Below are 22,753 nucleotides of genomic sequence, written 5' to 3' on the forward strand. Positions count from 1 at the left end.
CGATGCTGCCTTGGGCGGTTGTCTGCGCGTTGGGAATCGCGCTCCTTTTGGCCGTGGTGTACGGAAGATGGGCCTTAAAAGGGGTGAGTTATACCCGCTTCTTTTCGAAGGAAGCCGTTTTTGAAGGACAGTCTCTCGAAATGGTGGAGGTCATCTCCAACGAAAAGCCGCTGCCCCTGCCGTGGCTTAGGCTGGAATCCAGTATCGCGGCGGGAATAAACTTCGGCCGACAGGCCAACCTCGATGTCTATAAAGGCGACCTCTACCAAAACCATATCAGCCTGTTTTTTCTTCGTCCGTATCGGCAAATCACCCGGCGCCACGAGGTCACTTGTTCTAGGCGCGGCCTGTACCGCCTGGAATCGGCGACGCTGACCACCGGCGATCCGCTCGGTATGGTGACGAAGGTCAAAAAATTTGATCTGAACCTGGAGCTGCTTGTGTATCCGCGGATCCGCACTGTACCGGAGCTGCCGCTTCCGAACCATAGCTGGCTTGGCGAGCTGGCGGTCCGCCGCTGGATCGTGGAGGATCCCTTTTTGACCGCGGGGACGCGGGAATACCGGCCGGGGGACCCGCTGCGCAGCGTCAACTGGAAGGCGACGGCACGAACCGGCACGGTGCAGGTGCACCGGCGCGATTATACGGCGGATCATCGCCTTCTGCTCTGTTTGAATGTGGAGAGCAGCGAGACGATGTGGAGGAATATCCTGGACGCGGACCGGATCGAACTCGGGATATCCTTCGCCGCTTCGGTGGCGGCCTACGCGCTGAAGAACGGACTGGAAACCGGGCTGATCTGTAACGGAAGGCTGGCCGACGGCCCGAGGGAGCCGGTGAGGATTGAACCTTCCGGCGAGGCCGGCCAGCTGGAATGGTTGCTGAACCATCTGGCCCGGATCGTGCTCGACCGTACGGTCACCATGTCCAGACTGCTTGAGGAAGCCGTGGAGACCGGAGTCAGGGATACCGATTTCCTGATCATTTCCTGCCACCGGGGCGACAAGCTGGAAACGCTCGCCCAGCAGCTTCGCCGGAACGGAAACGGAGTCGAGTGGATGGATATCCCGGAGGAAGAGAAGAAGACCAAAGACTGACCGTGAGGAGGAGCAAGCGTGGAAGAGATTCGATACTGCCGAGGTACGGAGTGCGAAATACCGGTTTTGTTCGGCGCGTTTCAGGCGGGATTTTCCGATTATATGATCCGGTTTCAATTGACGATGGAGCAGTTTGCGGACCGTTTCTTCGGTCCGGAAGGGAACGCGAGGGAGCACTCCTTCGTCGCGCTTCGGGGCAATGAGCCGGTCGGCCTTATCCTTGGGGGAATCCGGGAATACGAAGGGGTCCCCACCATGCGATGCGGCGCGCTGGCCGTGATTCCGGAAGAACGGGGCCGAGGGGTCAGCCGGCGTCTGATGGAACTGCATGATCAGGAAGCGGTAAGCCGGGGTTGCCGCCAACTGTATCTGGAGGTCATCGCGGGGAATGAGCGGGCGATATCTTTTTACGATAAACTCGGTTACCGAAAGGTTTACGAGCTTTCCTACTTTCATTTAAAGGATACGGGCCATTTGCGGCCGGTCGCCGGTAAGGAGATGGCGGTGCGGAGGACGGAATGGGCTTCTTTTGAAGCCTGGGTGGCGCAGAGGCGTTATTTTCACCTTAATTGGCAGAATGACCTGAACTCGATCCGGGAAAGTTCCGCTTTTTCTTTCTTCCGTGCTGCGATAAATGATGAGACCGTAGGGATGCTGGCGATAACCGGGGACGGCCGGATTTCGGTGCTTCTGGTGGACCGGCGTTTCCGCGGGCGCGGAGCGGCCACCATGCTGCTCGGCACGGCCGCCCGCGAACTGAATTTGTCCAGGATGAGCGTTTCTTTGGCCAATAACGCCGAGATGGAGGGCTTTTTGCTGGGGCGGGGTTTTCAGCGGGACTCCCTTTTCCAGTATGAGATGTACTTGTCGCTGCCGCGGGCGAACAGCGCGGAAATGCTTTAAATTTGAGGAATATGCCCATTGTCCCTTGGCTTCCCGCATTATTAAATAAGGATAGAGGATGTACAAAAAAATCGTTCTCAAGGGGGCCAGCAAGCCACATCCATGATGTTGGGGGGGAAGGGCCATGATTGATGTAACGATGCTGGGAGCCCGGGGCGATGGCCGAACCGACGATTCGGCCGCCATCCAAAAAGCGCTGGATCAGGCGATGCGGAGCGGCGACACCGTATATTTTCCCAGCGGGGTCTATATGATCCGTCCGGGCAAGGCGCTTCGGGTCTGCGGAAGGACAACGGTTCAGGGAGACGGACCCACCTCTGTTCTAAGGGCTTCCGGCGGCGGGTTCGGCTGGGAACTGATGCGGGCGGCGGGCGACCAAATGGAGATCCGCGATATCGTGCTCGACGGGAATAACCGGGTAAATCGCGTGCTGGTGATCGGCGGGGGAAGCCATGATGTGACGGTGGAAAACGTTCAGGTAACCCGCGCTACGCACAGCACCGATCCCGGCAGCGAGTTCTTCACCGGAATTGTCGCCGGCATTGTGATTTACGGCAACTCGGAAGCCATTCGAATTTCCGGGTGCGAGATATCCCATGTCCAAGCCGTAAATCTTACGAGCGGCAGTCTGATCGCCAGGGGCATTTACGTAACGACCGCTTGGGGGAGTGCGGAGCGGGTCGCGAGGGATGTGACGATCAGCAACAGCCATATCCATCATATCGGACCCGCCGACGACGGCGACGGCATCTATTATGAGGATCCCGCACTGGACGGCGGACAGGGGAGCGAAGTGGGCAGCGTCATTTCGGGCAATCAGTTCGATCACTGCGCCAAGCGTGCGATAAAGATCTATGCCGACGGAATCACCACCCGGGACAACCGGATTACGAACTCGTATTTGAACAACAATTACTACATGGGTACGAACAAAGGCAAACTTGCGCCGGACATGTACTCGGCCATCAGCTTATACGGCAACCATCAACTTGTCGAAAGAAATTCGATCAACGGCAGCGGCAGCTTTTATGCGGCGATCGAGGTCGCCTCGGGCCAGGAAGTCCATGACATTACGATTCAGAACAATCAAATCGGCATGGGAGAGCGAAGCTCGATATCCGGAACAACGGGAATCCGCCTCGGAAATATCCGGGATTTTAAAATTTTGAACAACACGGTCAACAACGGGGAGCGGGGAATCTGGACCTGGCAGAACGCGAGTGGAGGAGAGATCCGGGGCAATATTCTCGTCCAAAAAAGAGGCGGAGGCATCGACCTCAGCACCTATCTTCGGGGTTATGTTCAGAGAAACATCATCTGTGCGAACAACCGGATCCGGGCCGCCAAATTTACCGTTTTGACCTCTCCCACGAACCAGAACGTGGTTGTCAGACAATAGAAAATAATGCCTAATCCTGCTGGGGCGCATCCCGGGGATTAGGCTTTTTTGCGTTTCCTTACGTCCGTTTTTCCCCGTTATACCATTCCGATTTGTGCCCCTCGTCCGTCCACTGTCCGGCTTCATGTTTTCCCGTTCTTGTTTTCCCTACCGTGCCGTATAGATAGAAAGAAAGCACCGATCGGGTAAATGGAGGGGAAAAGATTGATCAAGTCAATGCGCACCAAAGGGCCGGGGGCGGGCCTTATTTTTCTGGACGGCCTATGGATTTACGCAAGCTGGGCGGCGGCATTTCGGCTGGCTCCCGGGGGGGAGGCAGCTTCCAGGGAGGAAGTCCTGCTGCTGATATCTTGGACAGGGCTGGTTACGCTGCTGGTCTTCTACCTGTTCAACTTGTACGACGCAACGGGCCGGCAGAAACCCGCGCATGTGCTGTGGAATCTGTTTCTGTCCCATATCGCGGTAGCCGCCGGAGCGGTACTGCTTCATGGAATGCTGCGGCCGGAGGCGGTTTTGCACCCGGTGATCACGGTGTCCTTGAGCCTGCAGCTGCTTCTTTCATTCGGGTTCCGGATGTCCCGGTTCTTGTTGGGCTGGAGAAGATCGCGCGGTAAAAAGACAGCCCTCCTCACGGGAATCCGCGAAGAGGATCTGGAATGCGCCCGGAAGCTTGTGCGGAGCGGGCGGCCCTGGCTGGAGATCCGCAGCGTCATGCGGACAGGCGGGGAAGGGGGGGCCGGCGGACGCCCGCCATCGCTGAACCGCCGCCTGGAAGCCCTGCTGCTCGACGGCATCGAGGTGCTCCTGATCGGTCCGGGCGTTCCCCCGGCCCTGCGCCAGGAAGCGGTGCGATTGGCGGGCGTCCTGGGCGTGGAGGTGCTGATGGTGCCGGAGTTTTTGGATTTGTCCGTCCGAGGGGCGGAACTGCAGCAATTGGATGACCAATTGCTGTATTCGCTGCGGCCGCCCGGGCTGACCCGGACGGAGCGTTTCATCAAGCGGGGCGCGGACCTGGGGCTTGCCGCGCTCCTGCTTATCGCGGCTTCCCCGCTCATGCTGCTGCTGTTCGCTGCCGTGCCGCTGACCTCCAAAGGGCGGGCGCTGTATGTGCAGGAACGGCTGGGCCTTCGGGGCAGGCCGTTTCCGCTGTTAAAATTCCGCAGCATGGTGGACCGTGCGGAGGCGAGTACCGGGCCGGTCCTCGCCGGCGACGGCGACGAGCGCATAACCCGGCTGGGCCGCCTGTTGCGGGCGACCCGGCTGGACGAACTGCCGCAGTTGATCAACGTGCTGCTCGGCCATATGAGCCTCGTCGGTCCGAGGCCCGAGCGGGAGCATTTCGTCTCCCGGTTCAGCGCCGAACTGCCGCATTATAACGACCGTATGGCCGTGAAGCCCGGGTTGACGGGTTACGCTCAGGTGATGGCTTGTTACGCGACTACGGCGGCCGATAAACTGCGGTACGACCTCGCCTATATCCATAATTACTCGCTGCTGCTGGACCTGAAAATCCTCGCCCAGACGATCCGCGTCGTCTTGCAGCGGGAACAGGCCAAGGGAGTGAGCGGGGCTTCGCCGGTCTCCCCGGCCGCCGCGGCCTACGATCCCGCGGGCGTTTCCGCCGAAATCGGCGCGGCGGCTTTCAGGGATTCCCGCGGGACCGTGCGGATTCCGCCGGATAACGTATATCCGTTTCCGCACCGGTAACCGCGTTGTCGCGGAATTGTCCCGCCCTGCCGGCGAGATCGCTAGGGAGGAATAAACCCGTAGGCACGCCGCTAATCCGGTTTCCCGTCACGCTTGCGCCGTTGGTGGGGCCGAGGCGGATACCGATGCCGTCGGCGGGAGTTTTGGAAGAGGCGTCCGGATGGCTCATCCGGATGTCGTTATTTTCGATGATGATCCGGCTAAGGCTTCTTGTCCCGGCATCCGCTTCGATGGCCGCGTAGAATGTACCGACTCCGTCGATGATATTATCCGAGACGGTCACATCGCTGGCATACACGGAGATGGCCGCATACATATCCTGAGGGATCCGGTCGGATGCCGGGAACCGGTAGCGATTATTTCCGCTATACGGGTTCGTGATCCGGTTATGGCGGACCAGTACGCCGGGGGCGGCAATTTTGATGCCGCGTTTGGCGCTGTACGAAATCCGGTTGTGCTCGACGATGGAGTCCGATAGCGGAGCCCCTGGGGCCGTTTGGTCAAAATGAATGGCGTCCGCGTCCTCGCGGGGGGTAATGTCAAAAATGCGGTTGCCCGCGATCCGTACCTGTTTTGCCGGAGGGGCTCCCGGATTGTTCCACACCATGATGCCTCGCGCCACGGGTGAAGGATGAATGGCCTGGATCCGGGAGATGACCGAGTTCTCCACCGTGACTTCCCGCGTGCCGCCATAGATCATGACTCCGCTGACCACGGCGGAATATAAAGGGTTCCCGGGATCATCGGGCTGGCTCATTTGCCGGATGACGGTGTTCCGTATCCGGATCTCCCGCGATCCGGTATGCACGCCTATGCCGCGTATTAGACGGTAATTGCCGTCAATGGTGATGCCCTCGATACTTATCCGCCGGCCCATGACCGAGAGAGCTTCGTAGCCGGATCGGTCGGTTCCGGGTAAGCCGAAGCGAAGAACCGGTCCTCCTTGACCGGCCATGCGGACATCACTGCGAAGGGGCAGGGGATGCTCGGGATCGAGAAGGTAAGTACCGGCCGGTATCAAAATGTCCGCCCCGTATTTGTGATTGGCGGCTTTTTGCAGAACGAGGCGGAAGGCGGCGGTATCGTCCGTCACCCCATCCCCACGGGCTCCCTCATCCTTCACATTCAGAACCAGCGGAGCCTGAAGGTGCCTGATGACCGCCGGAACCGCCAAGGCCAACACCGCCAACACCGCCAGCAGCGCCAAGCGGATCAGAGCGGGCCGCCTCTTTGAAATCGGGCTTCGGTTCATATACTCTACCTCCCTCTTTGTACTATCCCTATGAACCCAACGCATAAATTAGCCCTTCGGCACATAAAGTAGGAAGCGGAAATACGTCAAAGGGGGCTTGTAGGCCACCTATTTTAGAATGGAGAGTAGAACATGATGAAGGTGCTTGTTACGGGAGGGGCAGGTTTTATCGGCAGCCATACGGTAAAACTATTACGCGAGCAAGGCTATCAAGTGGTTGTTGTCGACCGGTTGGCGGAGGCGGCCATGCCGGGAAGGGACGAGTCCGTATCCTTCTATCAATTGGACCTCGTATCCGAGCAACTGGAGGGAGTCTTTGAGACGGAGCGGCCGGACTGCGTGATTCATCTGGCCGCCCAGATCAGCGTTCAACGATCCTTGAAGGATCCTTGTCAGGACGCCGAAAACAATATCATGGGGACGATCCATTTGCTGATGCAGTGCGTTCGTTTCGGCGTGAAAAAGCTGGTGTTCGCTTCCTCGGCCGCCGTATACGGGACGCCGGAATCCATCCCGATTCAAGAGACGGACAACACGGATCCCCAGTCCTTCTACGGCGTGTCGAAGCTGGTGGCCGAAAGGTATATTCACTCGTTCGCCGTCCAATATGGACTGGATTACGTCATTTTAAGGTACGCGAATGTCTATGGATTCAAAACAACCCGCTCCGGGGAAGACGGCGTTATAACGGCGTTCGTGGAACGGATTTTAAGCGGACAGCCGCTGGAGATCTTCGGCAGCGGGGAGCAGACGCGCGATTTCGTTCACGTGCAGGATGTGGCCCACGCCAACGTTCTGGCCATTCGAAACGGGAGCCGGGACATCATCAACATCAGCGGCGGAGGAGGAATTTCCCTGTTGGAAATCGTCGGGCTGCTGCGGGAGTTGTCCGGAGTGGAACCGGCTCTGCATTTCCTTCCGCCGCAATCGGGGGATATCGATCACAGCGTGATGTGCAACCGAAAAGCGGCGGAGCAGCTGAACTGGATGCCTTATTATACCCTGCGCGACGGGTTGCATACGCTGCTCCGGCATGAGGCCCAATACAAAACGGGTCTGCACTTGCAGCCTCCCGGCACCTGCCAGCCAAAGCTAACGGGAATTTCGAGCATGTAAGCCCTTGGAGCCGTCCGGTTTTCCGGACGGTTCCGCTATGTTATGATGGGAGAAAAGGCGCGGAAGCGGGTGGTGAATTGAAAACGGTTACCAGGGGGTGGATCGCGAAATCGTTTCGACTGTGGGGGCTGGGGCTCGTTGAGGCCATTTTCCTTCTTCCTGCATATATTCTGGTTCTGGCCTATCTCGCACCTGAACTCGTACAGCCCTCCATATCCTCATGGGGAGTGCTTTTGCTCGGCGGGGCGATGCTGTTTGCCGGGGCCCTGCTTCGCGGGCTTGTTCCGCTGTTTTGGAAACGGATTGCGGCTTCGGTGTTGCTGGGCGCGGTTTATGGGATAGCGGTGCTCGCCGCAACCGGCTCGGAGCAGGCCGGGCTCTTGTTCGGGCTGCCTGCAGGAGCGGTATTGACGTGGGAGGGGATGACCGTGGCGGGGCGGAGCAGACCTCAGAAATTGTATTGGTGGGGAATCGCACTTTATACATTGTCGGGGGTGGCGTTTGCACGGATCCCCAACCTTGCCGCGTACATGCCGCTGATTACGGCTGCGGGGGTGTTCTGCCTGGCGTGGACCCTGTTTCACGTGAACCGAACCTATCTGCGGTACAGCACGTTCTCCCAAGAAAAAGCGGCCGGTTCCCGAACGCTGCCTCGCGGGCTGGAACGGTATAACGTAACCTGGATCGGCCTGATCGTTGCGGCGGCCGTTCTGTTGGCGGCCGGGGCGGGACGTTGGCTCGGGGAGGGGCTGCTGCAACTTCTGCGGGTAGTAGTCGGCTGGCTGAACCGGCCTTCCCCGGCGGAAAGTCCGCCGCAGACCGAAGGCGGGCCCGCCCCTACGCCGTTTATGCCGGCCGCCGAAGAGGCGGCGGAGCCCGGGTGGCTTTCACAGGTTCTCGACATCGCCTTTTACGTACTCGGTACAGGTGTTTTGCTGCTCCTGCTGGCCCTGGGGGTGTATTGGTTGTCCAGGCATGCCGGAGACTTTTGGCGGCGGGTGGTGAGGCGTCTGGCCGCCTTGCTCGGACGGCGCGGTCTACCGGAGCGGCAGACAGGTTACGTGGATGAGGAAATCCGCCTGAACGCCTCCAAGCGGGCCGGGGGCAAGCTCAGAGAAAGGCGGGGCGCTTCGTTCCTGGGCTTGCGTTTCGGCAGGGGAGAGCGCTGGGAAGAGCTCCGCGATAATCGGGAGCGCGTCCGTTACCTTTACCGCCGTTGGCTTCGTCATGCGCAGTCCTCCGGGTATAAGCCAAGGGCTCATCTTACGCCCATGGAGCAGGCGGCGGAGGCACGGCATCTTTTCGGCCGGAAGGCGGCCTCGGGACGGTTCGGACCGGAGGCTGGGAAACGCGATCCCGAGCCCGATCGTGAGAGCCGGCAAGCCGCGACGGCCAAGCTTCTCGCCCTGTACTATCGGGCTCGCTACGGAGAAGCGGAGCCTTCCGACGAGGAAGTTTCCAGCGCCAAGCTGGAGCTGGATTTGTTGAGAGGCTCAGGCAAAAGATAGGGCACAAGCGGTGACGGCCGGCTGAGGCTGGCTGCCTTGCCCCGGATTGCCTGACAGCCGGGCCGATGGTCCACGGACCCTGGCGCGGTCTCGCGGGCAAGTGATAAGGGCTTTAATCGGCGCTATTTTGTCGAATTCGTCCCTTCGATGAGAAATAGCGGTCTTTTTGGGCCTTATTTTTGGGAAAAGCGGGCAAAAACCTGATTTTGGGACCCGCATCAGAAAAATAAGGCCCCTTTTGACCGCTATTCTTCCCGTGAACCTGAATCGAGGCCGAAATAACGGCCCAAAACGCCGCTAAGACCGACGTCAGCCAGGAAGTATGGTCCGTTCCAGCGATCCCTTGCGTCACGCCGCTTCTTATGTTGCTTATAAGTCGACGATTAGTACCATGTCAACCAAGAGGGAAAATTAGCAGTTTTTTTCCCGTTATTGCGGGCGACCAAATGGGCTGAGGCTTCTCCACTTGCCAACAGTTCTTTAAACCTCTTAATAACTAATTACTCCAAGTAACTAATTTATCTCATACGAGTCTATCTCAAACGAACGGGCAGCAATCAGCAATGTTGATGCGAGACCAAGAGTCCATAACATAACGGGATTTTCTCCCGTTAATTCAGTCCGTTTCGTCCTCCGGCACCGAAATAGCTGGAAATTCTCCAGCTAATTCCTCGAAAGGGGGAGAATTAGCGAGGAAAGCCGACGATTAGCTGTAATATTTCCAGTTAATCTTCTTCAACGACCGCGAAGAGCCGAAATAACGGGAGTTTTTCCCGTTATTTCGGCGCTCCCTCTCGCACCAAAAAAAGTTGCCCCGCAGCAGCTTGACGCCGCTGACGGGGCAACCTTTATTTATTTTATGATTCCTCAAGTTGTGGTTCGAGCTTGATAATCTCCAGCTTCCGGAATCGGTGCGGTTCTTTCTCAAGCAGTTTAAAGCGCAGGCTTTGGTGCTCCAACGTTTCTCCGATTTTCATTTCGGGGTGTCTGCCGTACAGCCAGCCGCCGATCGTGTCGACATCCTCCGTGTCCAGGTTGGCCAACAGCAGGTCATTGATCTGATTGATCGTAACCTTCCCATCGACTACCAGATGGGTTTCGCTGAGCTGAACCAGCGGCTGTTCCTCTTCTTTGTCGAATTCGTCGCGGATTTCGCCGACGATTTCTTCCAGGATGTCCTCGATGGTGACGAGACCGGCGGTGCCGCCATACTCATCAATGAGGATGGCGATATGCGTGCCTTCCCGCTGCATCCGCTGCAGCAATTCGTTGACCGGCGTCACTTCCGAAACGGCCATGACCGGCTGCAAGATCGAAGCGACTTCTAGGTTGGGATTATCCTCGTAAGCCAGGAAGAATTGTTTAGTGTTGATAATGCCGATGACATTGTCCTTGCTTTGTTCCACGACGGGGAATCTGGTATATTGCTGTTCTTTGATGATTTCCAGGTTCTCTTCCCGCGTTTTATCTGTATACAAGCACACCATGTCGGTGCGCGGAACCATAATTTCCTTGGCGAGCAGATTGTCAAACGCGAAGATCCGGTTGACGTAGCCATATTCGCTTTGATTGATTTTACCGCTCTCGAAGCTTTCGTTAATAATAATTTGCAGTTCCTCTTCCGAATGAGCTTCTTCATGCTCGGAAGCGGGTTTAATGCCGATCATCCTCACCAGTTGATTGGCCGAGCCGTTCAAGGTCCAGATGAAGGGGCGCATCACTTTGGTAAACAAAATGAGCGGCTTTGCGGTAAACATGGCCACGGCTTCCGCTTTGCGGATCGCCACGGTCTTCGGCGCCAATTCACCGACCACCACGTGAAGATAAGTAATCACCACAAATGCGATGATGAAGGAAAGCACACCGCCTAATGCTTCAGGTATGTGAAGGCTGTGAAACAACGGTTCAAGGATTCGCTCCACCGTCGGTTCGCCCAGCCAACCGAGTCCAAGCGCCGTGATCGTAATCCCCAACTGGCAGGCGGATAAATATCCGTCAAGATTGGAGGTGACCTGCTTAACGGCCAACGCCTTCTTGTGCCCTTCGGCAATCAACTGATCCACGCGGCTGCCCCGTACCCGGACGATCGCAAATTCCACCGCAACGAAAAATGCCGTCATTGCTATGAGAATAACGACCAAAACCAAATTCAATACCAAAAGCCTGTCACTGTCCATTCGCTACATCTACTCCTTTTTAATTAAAAGTATGAATAAAAGCATAATTATATTATAAAGCATGTGAATTGTTAATGCGAATGAGTAAGTATAGAATCATAACATAATTTATGGATTAATGTTCGTGTTTTAATTGATAATATGGTTGTTTTGTTTAAAATAACTCTTTCTATTTTGCTAATATACGAATAATGACTAATTTATCTATTGACTTATTCGGTAATTTAAAGCTATTATTAGTACCGTAACAAACGAAATCATAGATGGGCTTTAAACGATTCGTATATCCTCAAAAATACGGTTTGAGGGTCTCTACAAGGAACCACAAATTCCTGGCTACGAACGGGTGCTTGCGCATACCTATTCGAAGTCGGGGATTTTTTTGCGTTTTCTGCAGACCATAACTAACCTCAGGAGGAATTTGAACTGATGAATAAATACGATGTAATCGTTGTCGGGGCCGGACCGGCGGGGATTTTTGCCTGCTATGAGCTGACGCGGAAAGCGCCGCATTGGAAAGTGCTGCTGGTGGATAAAGGACATGATATATACCGTCGCCGTTGTCCGATTTTGGAGGAGAAGATTACGCTTTGTCCTCCCGCTGCCGGGAAAAAGGAGTTTGCCGGCTGCCTTCCCGCCTGCTCCATTACGGCGGGGTTTGGAGGAGCCGGAGCTTACAGTGACGGAAAGTTTAACATCACGACCGAGTTCGGCGGCTGGTTGACGGATTACATCGCTCCGTCCAAAGTGCTGGAGCTGATCCGCTATGTGGACGCAATCAACCTTGAGCACGGCGCTACGCCGGTCATTACCGATCCGCTGACGGACGCGGTCAAGGGGATCGAGCAGCGCGGCTACGCCGCGGGTTTGAAGCTGCTTCGGGCTCAAGTCCGCCATCTCGGCACGGAACAAAATCTGGAGATCCTGAAATCGATCTATGAATATTTGAAAACCCGAATCGATATGATTTACAAGGCGGAGGTGGAGGACCTCATTACGGTCAAGGAAGATGGAGGGCATCGGGTTCAAGGCATCCTATTGAAAAACGGGGATACGTACGAGGCGAACAAGGTAATGGTAGCTCCGGGACGGGACGGTTCGGCCTGGCTGACCGAAATTTTGAAGAAGCGCCGCCTGAAAATGTCGAACAATCAGGTCGATGTCGGCGTTCGCGTGGAAACGTCCGATGTGGTAATGAGGGAGATCAACGAGCATTTGTATGAAGGAAAGTTTATTTTCAACACCTCGGTCGGAACCAGAGTCCGGACGTTTTGCAGCAATCCGTCGGGGCATGTTGTCGTCGAGAACCACAGCGGTGTGATGGCCGCCAACGGGCACTCTTACAAAGATCCCGCCCTCGGCTCGCAGAATACCAATTTCGCGCTGCTCGTATCGCATAAATTCACGGAGCCGTTCGACAAGCCGAACGAATATGCCAGAGAGATTTGCGAGCGGGCGAATGATCTTTCGAACGGCGGCGTGATCATCCAGAAGTATGGCGATATTTTACGCGGGCGGCGCTCGACGGCGGCCCGGATCGCCGAGGGATTTTTGGAGCCGACCTTGAAGGAGGCGGTACCGGGGGATCTTGGACTGGTTCTGCCTTACAATACGATGAAGAGTTTGATCGAAATGGTCGAAGCGCTCGATAAGGTTACCCCGGGAATCGCTTCCGAGCACACGCTGTTCTACGGAGTCGAGGCCAAATTCTATTCGGCCCGTCCGAAACTGACGGAATCGCTGGAGACGGAAATCGCCGGCCTATATTGCGGCGGGGACGGGGCCGGTATTACCCGCGGCTTGGCCCAAGCCGGAGCGGCCGGAGTTTGGATCGCCAGGGGAATGATGGAGAAGACAGGGGGATAGCGCACGACAAGATCATCGGATAATGGGAGTTAAAGCGGAGGCGAGTAAGCGGCCTTCGTTTTTTTTTGTTTCTTTGGGGCTTTAGTCAGGTGAGCTCGCGAAGTGTGCAAAACAAAAAACACCTGCTATGTGGGTGGTGTAGTGATGCTTATAGCAAAAAGCTATCTGATGTTGGGGTCGTTATCATAGGAGTGTTCAAGCTACGATGTATAACGAAAGGAAAAGGTTACTTGATGGCTAATCGAAGTGAACTGTCACATACAAAGAGGCGCCTAGTGTGCTTCCAAACTTTCAACTCCAAAAAGATGCAAATCTGCAGGTATTTTAGGACGATCTCCGAGGGGATGCGAAAAAAGATGCAAATCTGTAGGAATTTCCAGCGATTTTAGAGAAACGAGCCGGTTTCGTCGAAAATTCCTGCAGATTTGCAGGAATTTTGAAATTTTGGGCCCCAACCAAAAAAAACATGCACATATGCAGGAATTCTATGTTATCAAGGTTATCTGAGGGGGGACCAGTAATAATCACCCCCCTTCAGGGGGAGGCAAAAGCGGCAACGGCCTAGTAGCTTGAACGTAGTAAAAGCTAGCGCCTTTAGACGCGAGCCGATAATAAAGGCTTATAGCCTTAGAGTAACCACCCGTTGGACGGGTGGTGGTTATTTAACATGATTTTTACAAGTAGGAAATAGTGGGCAATTGTTAGAATTTTATGATTGTAAGGGAATTTATCCAACAATTGTTAAGGGAGGAATCGATCACGTATGAAGCGCGCAAGGAAAAGAAGGCGGTTAAACTGGTTGCTGGTCATCGCCATGCTCGTCACCAGTCTGGCCGGCGCACTGCCGGCCGCTGCTGAGGAAGCGGGCCAGGGAGGCGCGATACCGGCGGCCGCGGCCTCGGATACGCTGTCTCAGACAGCGCCGGTGCCGGAGCAAGGCGGCACGGATTTGGCCGAGCCCGCCGGGTCGAGCGGCGCTTCCATCAGTGTGGGGGCGGCGATTGCCAAAGGTAACTGCGGGGAGCAGACCGTCGTTACCGGGTACACCGTGGGACATGCCACAGGATCGCTGACAGCGAATTTCAACGCGCCGTTCGGCAATGATTATAATTTTTTGTTGGCGGATACCCCGGATGAACGGGATCTCGGCAAGCTTGTTAACGTTCAAGTCCCCTCCGGCCTGCGGGGCGACTTCGGATTGCAGGGCCATCCCGAGCTGATCGGCCGTCAAGTGACCGTCTCCGGCTCCCTGAATGCCTATAATAACTTCCCCGGATTGAAATCGGTGAACAAAATTGAGCTGGCCGGAGGGGAGCAGCCAGGTGGAGAGCAGCCTGGTGGAGAACAACCGGGGGGCGAGCAGCCTGGGGGAGAACAACCAGGGGACGAACAGCCAGGTGGAGAGCAGCCCGAAACGCCCGCGCTACCGGACGGAACGGGCAAAAAGGTTCTGTTCGACCATGCGCACGCCCAAACCGCGGGCGCAGCGGATTGGGTCATCGACGGCGCCTTCTCCGATTTCGCCGACGGTCTCCGGGCAGCCGGATTCCAGGTGGACGCTCTGGACCGCCCCGTTCCATTTACGTTCGGGGAAGCGGCCATCATTTATGATACCCTGAAGAACTATGATGTTTTTATTTTGCCGGAAGCGAACATTCCGTTCAAAGCATCCGAGCAGGCGGCGATCGTTCAATATGTGGAAAACGGCGGGGCCGTATTTTTCATCTCGGACCATTACAATGCCGACCGCAACAAAAACCGTTGGGACGCTTCGGAGGTGTTTAACGGCTACCGCCGCGGCGCTTACGAAAACCCGGCCAAAGGGATGAGCGCGGAGGAAGCGAACTCGCCCGCCATGCAGGATGTCATCAGCTCCGACTGGCTGGCCGATCACTTTGGGGTGCGCTTCCGATATAACGCCATTGGGGATGTTAACGCCAATGATATCGTGAATCCGTCCCAATCGTTCGGCATCACGTCAGGCGTGGAAGAGGTTGCCATGCATGCCGGCTCGACGGTGGCGATTCTGGACCCCGAAAAAGCGAAGGGCGTCGTTTATGTGCCGACGGGTGTCCCGGCCTGGGGCAACGCGGTAGACAGCGGCGTTTACAACGGAGGAGGCCGCGCCGAGGGGCCTTATGCCGCGATCGGCAAGCTGGGCCTCGGTAAAGCCGCGTTTATCGGAGATTCGTCTCCGGTAGAGGACGCCACGCCGAAATATGTAAGAGAAGAAAACGGGCAAAAGAAGAAAACGTATGACGGGTTCAAAGAAGTCGACGACGGAATCTTCCTGGTGAATACGGTCAGATGGTTGGCCCATGACGAGAATTACACCTCTTTTGCCGAAGTCCCGGGTATCGAACTGGACCAACCTACCGTGCTCGGACCGGAAGAGGAGCCGGCGGCGTCCGTGGAGCCGAAACCGGAGCCTTGGTCGGCACCGGCGGCGGGGTATAAATGGTACGACCCGACCACTTTCAAGCCGGGGTCCTACGGATCCAGCGAGACTCCGCAGCCGCAGCCGGTCTTTGGCTTTGTTCATCAGTCCCGGCTGCCGGCCAACGAGGAATTTCAAATCCGGGTAACGGCGGACAATCTTTTGCCAGGACTAACGATAAACGATCTGAAAGTGGGAATTTATCTGGCCGGTGGTGCGCAAATCGCCCGTTTCAAACATGCGGACGGTACGTGGTCGGATTACAACTATAGCCCGGCGTTTTCGCTGACGGGTGATGCGCTGGGCCACGCGGCCAAAGAGCTGACCGTGCAGTTAAAGCCGGGCCAGGCGGGAAGCGCCAATCTGCGCCTGAAACAAGGAAGCGACAATGCGCTGACGAAGGCCGTCACGATCGCCGATGTGAGCGCGGAGCCGCTGCCGGACGACAAGCCGCCGGTGCCGGAGCTGGCTTCCATTGCGGAGGTCCGCCAGAAACCGGACGGAACGAAGGTTACCGTCGAGGGCGTGATTACCTCCGAACCGGGCGTGTTTGGCGGACAGGGATTCTACGTGCAGGATGAAACCGCCGGCATTTACGTGTTCCAAACGGCTTCCGGGTACCATGCGGGCGACCGGGTCCGCATCAGTGCCGAAAAAACGGTATACAACGGCGAGGTGGAACTGGAAAACCCGATTTTGATCGAGAAAAAGGGAATGGCTCCTCTGCCGAATCCGATCATCCAAAGCGGCGTGGACGAGACGAACCAGGGACGTCTGATTACTTTGGAGAACGTCGCAATCCAAAACCTGGTGTCGGCTTCACCGGCGGGATCCTTTGAGTTCGATGCCGTCAAAGCGGACGGTTCCAGCGCCAAGGTGCGGATCGACGGGAGAACGGGGATTAGCCAGTCGGCGTTCAGCGAAGCTTACCCGACGGGAACCCGCGTCAATGTTACCGGGATCGCCGCGATTTTTAAAGGGGTATATCAACTCAAGCCGCTCAGCCTGGATCATGTGGTCCATTTTGACAACGCGGCACCGGTTACCCGTGCGGAGCATAACGGAAAAGCCGGACAAAACGTCTACAATAAAGCCCAGGTAACCGTAGAGTGGGTCGCCGAGGACGAAGGCGGAAGCGGCCTGGATTACACGGAGTACCGGATGAACGAGGGAGCATGGGAGCGGGTCGCCGCTCCCCTCCAGCTTAAAAATGACGGCAAGTATGTCATCGAGTATCGCTCGGTGGACAAGGCCGGAAACGTAGAAGAGAGTAAGACGCTTTATATCAATGTGGACCGCCTGGGCCCTAAAGTAAGTCTGAACGGAGAGAAAATCGTGATGCAGACGGCGGACAACGTACCTTTTACGGTGACGGTTGAGGATCGCGCGAGCGGTGTCAAGAAGTCCACTTATTATTTGGACGGCAAAAAGATCGCGGATCCGAATCGGTTCCAGCCGTATTACCTCTCGGCAGGGAAGCATACGCTAAGCGTGACGGCCGCGGATGAACTGGGCCATAAGTCTTTTGTAAAGTTCACTTTTGAAGTGACGATGGATATCGACCATCTCGATGAACTGATTGACCTCGGGATGGAGCAGAAACGGATCAAAAAGAAGGAAGTGGCCAGTCTGCTTCAGGCTAAAGTAGCCGCGCTCCAGAAGGCGAAGACCAAGAAAGAACAACAAATCCGCTTAAATGAATTAAAGCTGATCGTTCTGGCCCAATCCGGCAGAGGCATGAAATCCGAATTCGCGCTTCTGGTTTACGAGGATTTGAGGTACATCGGCAAACAAGCGAGTTAATCATCGACTTTTTTAAGCAAAAAGACCGCAGCCCGGCTCCACCGTGCTGTGGTCTTTTTTTGGCTAAGCAGGCCTAATCGCTCCGTCGGTAGTCTCCAAAGACCTTCTCAAACTGGTCTCCTGCTCCATAATCCGGATTTCTTGGTTGATCTCTTTATAAATATGGGCCGTATAAAGGAGGAAGCTGACGATTCCGATCAGAATCGGGAGAACGGCGAGGGCGATAGGGATGTAGAGGCTGGTTTCGCCGGCGCTTTCGATTTTCTCCTTCCGCAGATCCGGATACCTGTCAAAGCGAACGTTCAGTGAACGGATTTTTCGCTGCGCATGATGGAAATAAATCTGATTGGCGAAGGCGGCGAACACAACCTGCAGCACGAAATGAGCCGCGATGACCGTCCAGACCACCCCATTCGATAAATAGTAGGCGGGAAAGGTCAGGTAACGGATCACATTCACGAGTAAGGATAAACAGATCAAGTAAAGCAAAAAGTACAAATACATTCCTCGGTACAACAGCCAGTATCCCCCGAACAGAAAAGCGGGCCAGTTCCAGTGGCGATCTTCTTTCCAGAGGAGCAAGTACTCCTCGGCGCGTTTTCCGATAAAAAGGCTATAGTCCTCTTCGAAGGGCTCCGCCGTATTCCTTCGGGCTTGTTCTGGGTGAGGGTTGGGGGCCGCCGAGTTCAGAAAAGGAGCCAAGCCGTCGCTCTCCCTTTCAAGTTCGCGCGTTTTTACCGGAGCACCGCAATTTACGCAAAATTTATCGTCTTCATATAAGCCCTTGCCGCAATTTGAACAGTACATGGCATCCTCCGTCGGTCTAGATGTAGTGAACGATATAGTCCTAAAGTACTATTAATTGTTATCGGAGATAGGGAAGAAAAAATGAAGATTCCGGATAAAAAATTTGGTTAATGATCATTGTGCAAACGATTGACCCAAAGGAAATAGCAATGGTATAATGCACCACATACAAGTTGAAGTAAACGTTTTAGTAATCATTTGGGCGGAGGCGGATGAAAGGGACCCTTAAGTGGCTTGTTGCCATATGATGCAGTAGGTAGGGGACGCGGGTGTTTTAAGCGGCAACCGTTTTCATAGTTTGATGAGTCGATATCGTCCATTACCGGGAATACCTCCGCTAATTACATTAATCGGATTTCTTTTACATGAAATGAGTCGTTTCGTGCGACAATTTATACGATTGGAGTGAATCCCATGTCCGTACAGAAGGAAATTGACATTGCGATCGATTACGGCGATCCGGAAGTGACCGGAGGCGTTTCCGTGTTCGACCCCGCGTTTGATGAAAAATATAATTACGACGGTGACGACTTGGGGGCTGCCTATACCCCGGAAATGACGGTTTTCCGCCTCTGGGCACCGACGGCCTCGGAAGCCTTGGTGGTGCTTTACGCCTCCTGGAACAGCGAGCCGGAGCAAGAGGTGAAGATGACCCGCGGCCGGAAAGGTACATGGGTAGCGGAGAAACCGGGGGACCTTCATGGCGTTTACTACACGTTCAAGGTAAGGATCGGGTCGGATGTTAACGAGGCCGTCGATCCCTATGCCAAGGCCGTCGGCGTAAACGGGGACCGGGGCGTTGTGGTCGACCTCCGCCGGACCGATCCCGAGCATTGGACCGCTGCGAAGCCGGCGTTTACTTCTCCGGTGGATGCGGTGATCTATGAAGTGCATATCCGGGACCTGTCCATCCACCCGGAAAGCGGGATCCGGCATAAGGGACTATATTTGGGACTGGCCGAGGCCGGCACGAAAGGTCCCGATGGGATTCCGACCGGGCTGGATCACATCGCCGGGCTCGGTGTGACCCATGTGCAGCTTTTGCCGGTGTTTGACTATTCCACCGAGAGCGTGGATGAGACCCGGCTCGATCAGCCCCACTACAATTGGGGGTATGATCCGAAGAACTATAACGCCCCTGAGGGATCGTACGCCACGGACCCGTACTCGCCGACAGCCCGGATTACGGAGCTGAAGCAGTGCATCCAGGCGCTGCATGACAAGGGGCTGCGGGTGATCATGGACGTTGTCTACAACCATGTATACGACGGGTATCTGGTCAACTTCACCAAGCTGGTGCCGGGTTACTATCTCCGCTACAAACCGGACGGCAAGTTTTCGAACGGTTCCTTCTGCGGAAATGAATGCGCGAGCGAGCGGCCGATGATGCGCAAATTTATCATCGACTCGCTCCTGCACTGGATTCGGGAGTACCGCATCGACGGGTTCCGGTTCGACCTGATGGGGCTCCTTGATGTCGATACGATGAAGGAGATCCGCCGCCGCATGGATGAGATCGATCCGTCGATTCTGCTGATTGGCGAAGGGTGGAACATGGAGGGGAGCGTACTCCCGAACGAGCGCCGCGCCCATCAGGGGAACGCGTGGCGGTTTCCCGGAGTCGGGCACTTCAACGACGGGATTCGCGATGCGGTCAAGGGCAGCAACTTTGAGGAGAAGTCGAGAGGATTTGTCAGTCAGGGGAGCGGGCTGGAGGACGGCATCAAGCGCGGAATCGTCGGGGGTATCCGCTACGGCGAAGGCATCGAGCAGTTCGCGCGGGAACCGGTGCAAAGCGTCAACTATGTGGAATGCCATGACAATCATACGCTTTGGGATAAGCTTGCCCTGTCGGCGGAAGGGGCGTCCGCGGAGCAGCGCCGGCATATGCACAGGCTGGCCTCCGCCATTGTGCTGACGAGCCAGGGGATCCCGTTTATTCACGCCGGTCAGGAATTTATGCGTACCAAGAACGGAGTGGAGAACAGCTACAAATCGCCGGTGGAAATCAACCGGCTGGATTGGGCGCGTTGTGCGGAGCGCCAAAACGATGTGCTCTATGTGGCGAGTCTGATCCGCCTGCGCAAATCCCATCCGGCCTTCCGGCTGCGTACGGCCGAAGAGATCCGGAAACACCTGCGTTTCGAACCGGCACCGCCGCTGGCGGTCGCCTACACCTTGCGGGATCACGCCGGCGGCGATCCGGATCGGCATCTGTATGTATTGTACAATGCCAATCCGGAACCGGTGACCTTGGAATTGCCGGACCTCGGCGCATGGGAGGTTCACTATGGCGGCGAGTTCGTCCAGGGATTGGCGCAGCGCAGCCTGAACGTTCGCGGCGTCGGCATGGTCGTGCTGCATGTGACCGATTGAACCGAAAAGGCCTTCCCCGGATTTCAGGGGGGAGCCTTTTCACTGCTTTTTACGTAAACGTTTAAGTCATAAGGAATTGGGGAGGAGAAGTTTGTGGGGATGGAAAGGGCTTATGTATTGGGCAGACATGCCTGGCGCACGATCGAGGAAGGCAACGAACGGGAATGGTTGATCGGAAACGGGATCGGGGGCTATGCCAGCCACTCCGTTCCGGGCGGCGGTTTCCGGATGTCCCACGGTTATCTGGTGGCGTCGGCCAAAGCGCCGGTAAACCGGATGCTCGTATTTACGAGAACCCAGGAGCAGGTGACGATCGGCGGCAAGACCTATGATTTAACCTCGCAGCAGTATGTGAACTGGCAAAAAGACGGGCAGCATTATTTAAGACGCTTCGTCCTTAACACCGTACCGGAATACGATTATCAGGTGGAAGACATCTCGATCCGAAAGACGATCGCTATGGAATACGGGCGCAATACGGCGGTCGTATGTTATGAAATTACCGGTGGACGGGAGTCCGCGCTGCTGAACATCGTTCCGCTGTTCAATTTTCGTTCTCCCGGGGAGGTTTCGGAGAAAGGGAGTCTTTCGTTTGAAACGGAGCTGGCGAATCAGACGTTGAAGCTGATCCCCTCCAGGCAGCCGGAAACGACGATCTCTTTTATGGCATCCGAAGGGGATTATGTGGACAGATCGACATACCCGGTGACGATGGCAACTCCACCTTATTTGTATGAAGAGGCTCACTATTACAAGTTCGAGAACCGGAACGGATTCATGGGGGTGGACAACCACTACACTCCCTATGAAATTCATGTTTCACTGAAACCCTATGAACGCAAAGCCATTTACTTGAAGTGTTCCATAGATCCGCTCGATGACAAGGACGGATTCGAGATCGTCCGTGAATACAGGCAGAGGATGGACGGTTTGGTGGAGCGGGCCGGATACGGAAACCGGTTTGCCGACCGCTTGGTGGAGGCTGCGGATCATTTTATAGTGCAGCGGGAGTCGACGGGCCTTAAAACGGTGCTGGCTGGCTACCCTTGGTTTACCGACTGGGGACGGGACACGATGATCGCATTGCAGGGATTGACCCTGTCCACCAAACGGTTCGAGGACGCGAGAGAAATTCTGGAATCCTTCTCACGCTACCTCCGGAACGGTTTAATTCCCAACATGTTCCCCGATGACGGCCAGGAACCGCTTTACAATACGGCCGATGCCTCGCTCTGGTATTTCCACGCCGTTCACGAGTATTTGCGGTATACCGGAGGACCGGAGGATTACGCCTTTATCGAGAAGAAGATTTACCCGACGCTTAAGGAAATCCTGGCTGCCCATAAAGCGGGAACCGACTTTTCGATCGGCATGGATGACGATGGCCTGATCCATGCGGGCAGCGGCTTGGATCAAGTGACCTGGATGGATGTGAGGGTCGGCGATTGGGTCGTCACGCCGCGTCACGGGAAACCGGTGGAAATCAACGCCTTATGGTACAACGCCCTCCGGGTTATGGCGCAGTTGGCGGAGCGTTTTGGCGACACGGAGCCCTACGATATACTTGCGCAACAGGTACAAGACTCCTTCAGCCGCCGATTCTGGAATGAACAGGCAGGGTGTCTGTATGATGTTATCGATGTGAACGGGAACGAGAATGACGGCAAAATCAGGCCGAACCAAATTTGGGCGGTCTCGCTTCCCTATTCGGCGCTTCCTCCCGAGAAGCAAAAGGCGGTCGTGGACACCGTTTATAAACATTTGTATACGCCTTACGGCTTACGGTCGCTCTCTTTTGAAGACGAGGAATACAAGCCTCGATATATCGGCAAGCTCATTGACCGGGATGGGGCTTATCACATGGGAACCGTATGGGCTTTCCCGCTTGGCGCATTTATATCCGCCTACTGCAAGGTGAACGGGCACAGCCGGGAAGCCGTGCTTACGGCCAAAGGGATGTGCGAGGTGTTCGAGGACCATCTTCAGGACGGAGCCATCGGGGGAATTGCGGAAATTTTCGACGGAGAGTTTGCCTGCACGGGCCGGGGATGCTGCACTCAAGCCTGGAGTGTAGGAGAGATTTTGCGGGCATACACCGAAGATATTCTGCCCTATTTACCCGAAATAAACAGCAAGTAATTACCATACTATAGTCATGCCGCAAAATAAGCTCTTTGTGAGGAGTGAAAGTTTTGCGGCTTTTTTATCATTGTAAACAAAATAAAAACGTTTTCTGATAATTTCTGAAAAACGCCCGCAAAATTCGACACCTTTCACCTTACTTTTACAGAAATTAGTGATAATA

At 55.6% G+C, this 22,753-nt stretch carries 13 protein-coding genes, 1 pseudogene and 1 riboswitch; of the genes and pseudogenes, 10 read left to right on the plus strand and 4 right to left on the minus strand.

From position 1 onward, the window contains the following. The first annotated feature begins 2 nt into the window (after positions 1-2). From FRY98_RS20230 to FRY98_RS20245, 4 genes are all read left to right on the plus strand, one after another. Entirely contained in the window at positions 3-1,097 is a 1,095-nt protein-coding gene (locus tag FRY98_RS20230; protein WP_148455346.1) for a DUF58 domain-containing protein, read from the plus strand. An 18-nt stretch (positions 1,098-1,115) separates the two neighbouring features. Then, on the plus strand, positions 1,116-2,000 hold the full coding sequence (locus FRY98_RS20235; protein ID WP_249043477.1) for a GNAT family N-acetyltransferase: 885 nt from the start codon (positions 1,116-1,118) through the stop codon (positions 1,998-2,000). 124 nt (positions 2,001-2,124) lie between these two features. Continuing rightward, positions 2,125-3,399 (plus strand): glycosyl hydrolase family 28-related protein, encoded by a 1,275-nt coding sequence (locus FRY98_RS20240; RefSeq protein ID WP_148455348.1) that lies wholly within the window; start codon positions 2,125-2,127, stop codon positions 3,397-3,399. Positions 3,400-3,603: 204 nt separating this feature from the next. Beyond that, entirely contained in the window at positions 3,604-5,106 is a 1,503-nt protein-coding gene (locus tag FRY98_RS20245; RefSeq protein WP_170287145.1) for a sugar transferase, read from the plus strand. Here the strand turns inward: FRY98_RS20245 and FRY98_RS20250 are convergent. Continuing rightward, a complete protein-coding gene (locus tag FRY98_RS20250) occupies positions 5,042-6,358 on the minus strand; it encodes a glycosyl hydrolase family 28-related protein (RefSeq protein ID WP_170287146.1) in 1,317 nt (438 codons plus the stop codon). The genes FRY98_RS20245 and FRY98_RS20250 overlap by 65 nt on opposite strands. A gap of 132 nt (positions 6,359-6,490) precedes the next feature. Here FRY98_RS20250 and FRY98_RS20255 point away from each other — a divergent pair, with 132 nt between their 5' ends. Both FRY98_RS20255 and FRY98_RS20260 read left to right on the plus strand, forming a co-directional pair. Continuing rightward, positions 6,491-7,474: an NAD-dependent epimerase/dehydratase family protein gene (locus FRY98_RS20255; RefSeq protein WP_148455354.1), complete on the plus strand. Its 984-nt coding sequence runs from the start codon at positions 6,491-6,493 to the stop codon at positions 7,472-7,474. Between the two features lie 77 nt (positions 7,475-7,551). After that, entirely contained in the window at positions 7,552-8,982 is a 1,431-nt protein-coding gene (locus FRY98_RS20260; RefSeq protein WP_148455356.1) for a DUF4129 domain-containing protein, read from the plus strand. An 857-nt stretch (positions 8,983-9,839) separates the two neighbouring features. On the opposite strand, the gene FRY98_RS20265 is transcribed toward FRY98_RS20260, so the two are convergent. After that, positions 9,840-11,159 carry a hemolysin family protein gene (locus FRY98_RS20265; protein WP_148455358.1) on the minus strand — a complete coding sequence of 440 codons (1,320 nt, stop codon included), beginning with the start codon at positions 11,157-11,159 and terminating at the stop codon, positions 9,840-9,842. 259 nt (positions 11,160-11,418) lie between these two features. Continuing rightward, positions 11,419-11,518, plus strand: a riboswitch (purine riboswitch). 70 nt (positions 11,519-11,588) lie between these two features. On the opposite strand from FRY98_RS20265, the gene FRY98_RS20270 reads away from it, so the two are divergent. Together FRY98_RS20270 and FRY98_RS20275 are read left to right on the plus strand one after the other, a co-directional pair. Then, a complete protein-coding gene (locus tag FRY98_RS20270; RefSeq protein WP_148455362.1) occupies positions 11,589-13,025 on the plus strand; it encodes an NAD(P)/FAD-dependent oxidoreductase in 1,437 nt (478 codons plus the stop codon). Between the two features lie 763 nt (positions 13,026-13,788). Then, positions 13,789-17,265, plus strand: coding sequence for a DUF6359 domain-containing protein (locus FRY98_RS20275; protein WP_148455364.1), 3,477 nt, complete (start codon positions 13,789-13,791; stop codon positions 17,263-17,265). 63 nt (positions 17,266-17,328) lie between these two features. On the opposite strand, the gene FRY98_RS20280 is transcribed toward FRY98_RS20275, so the two are convergent. Both FRY98_RS20280 and FRY98_RS29505 read right to left on the minus strand, forming a co-directional pair. Further along, positions 17,329-17,967: a DUF2628 domain-containing protein gene (locus FRY98_RS20280; RefSeq protein ID WP_170287121.1), complete on the minus strand. Its 639-nt coding sequence runs from the start codon at positions 17,965-17,967 to the stop codon at positions 17,329-17,331. A 39-nt stretch (positions 17,968-18,006) separates the two neighbouring features. Further along, a pseudogene (locus FRY98_RS29505) lies at positions 18,007-18,072 on the minus strand (zinc-ribbon domain-containing protein); the annotation flags it as partial. A gap of 414 nt (positions 18,073-18,486) precedes the next feature. On the opposite strand from FRY98_RS29505, the gene pulA reads away from it, so the two are divergent. Next, positions 18,487-20,448: a type I pullulanase gene (pulA, locus tag FRY98_RS20285; protein WP_148455368.1), complete on the plus strand. Its 1,962-nt coding sequence runs from the start codon at positions 18,487-18,489 to the stop codon at positions 20,446-20,448. A 99-nt stretch (positions 20,449-20,547) separates the two neighbouring features. Then, complete coding sequence (locus FRY98_RS20290) at positions 20,548-22,587, plus strand: amylo-alpha-1,6-glucosidase (RefSeq protein ID WP_148455915.1); 2,040 nt, start codon at positions 20,548-20,550, stop codon at positions 22,585-22,587. The last annotated feature ends 166 nt before the right edge of the window (positions 22,588-22,753 follow it).

This window comes from Paenibacillus faecis, assembly GCF_008084145.1.
In the GTDB taxonomy this organism is placed as follows: Bacteria; Bacillota; Bacilli; order Paenibacillales; family Paenibacillaceae; genus Fontibacillus; species Fontibacillus faecis.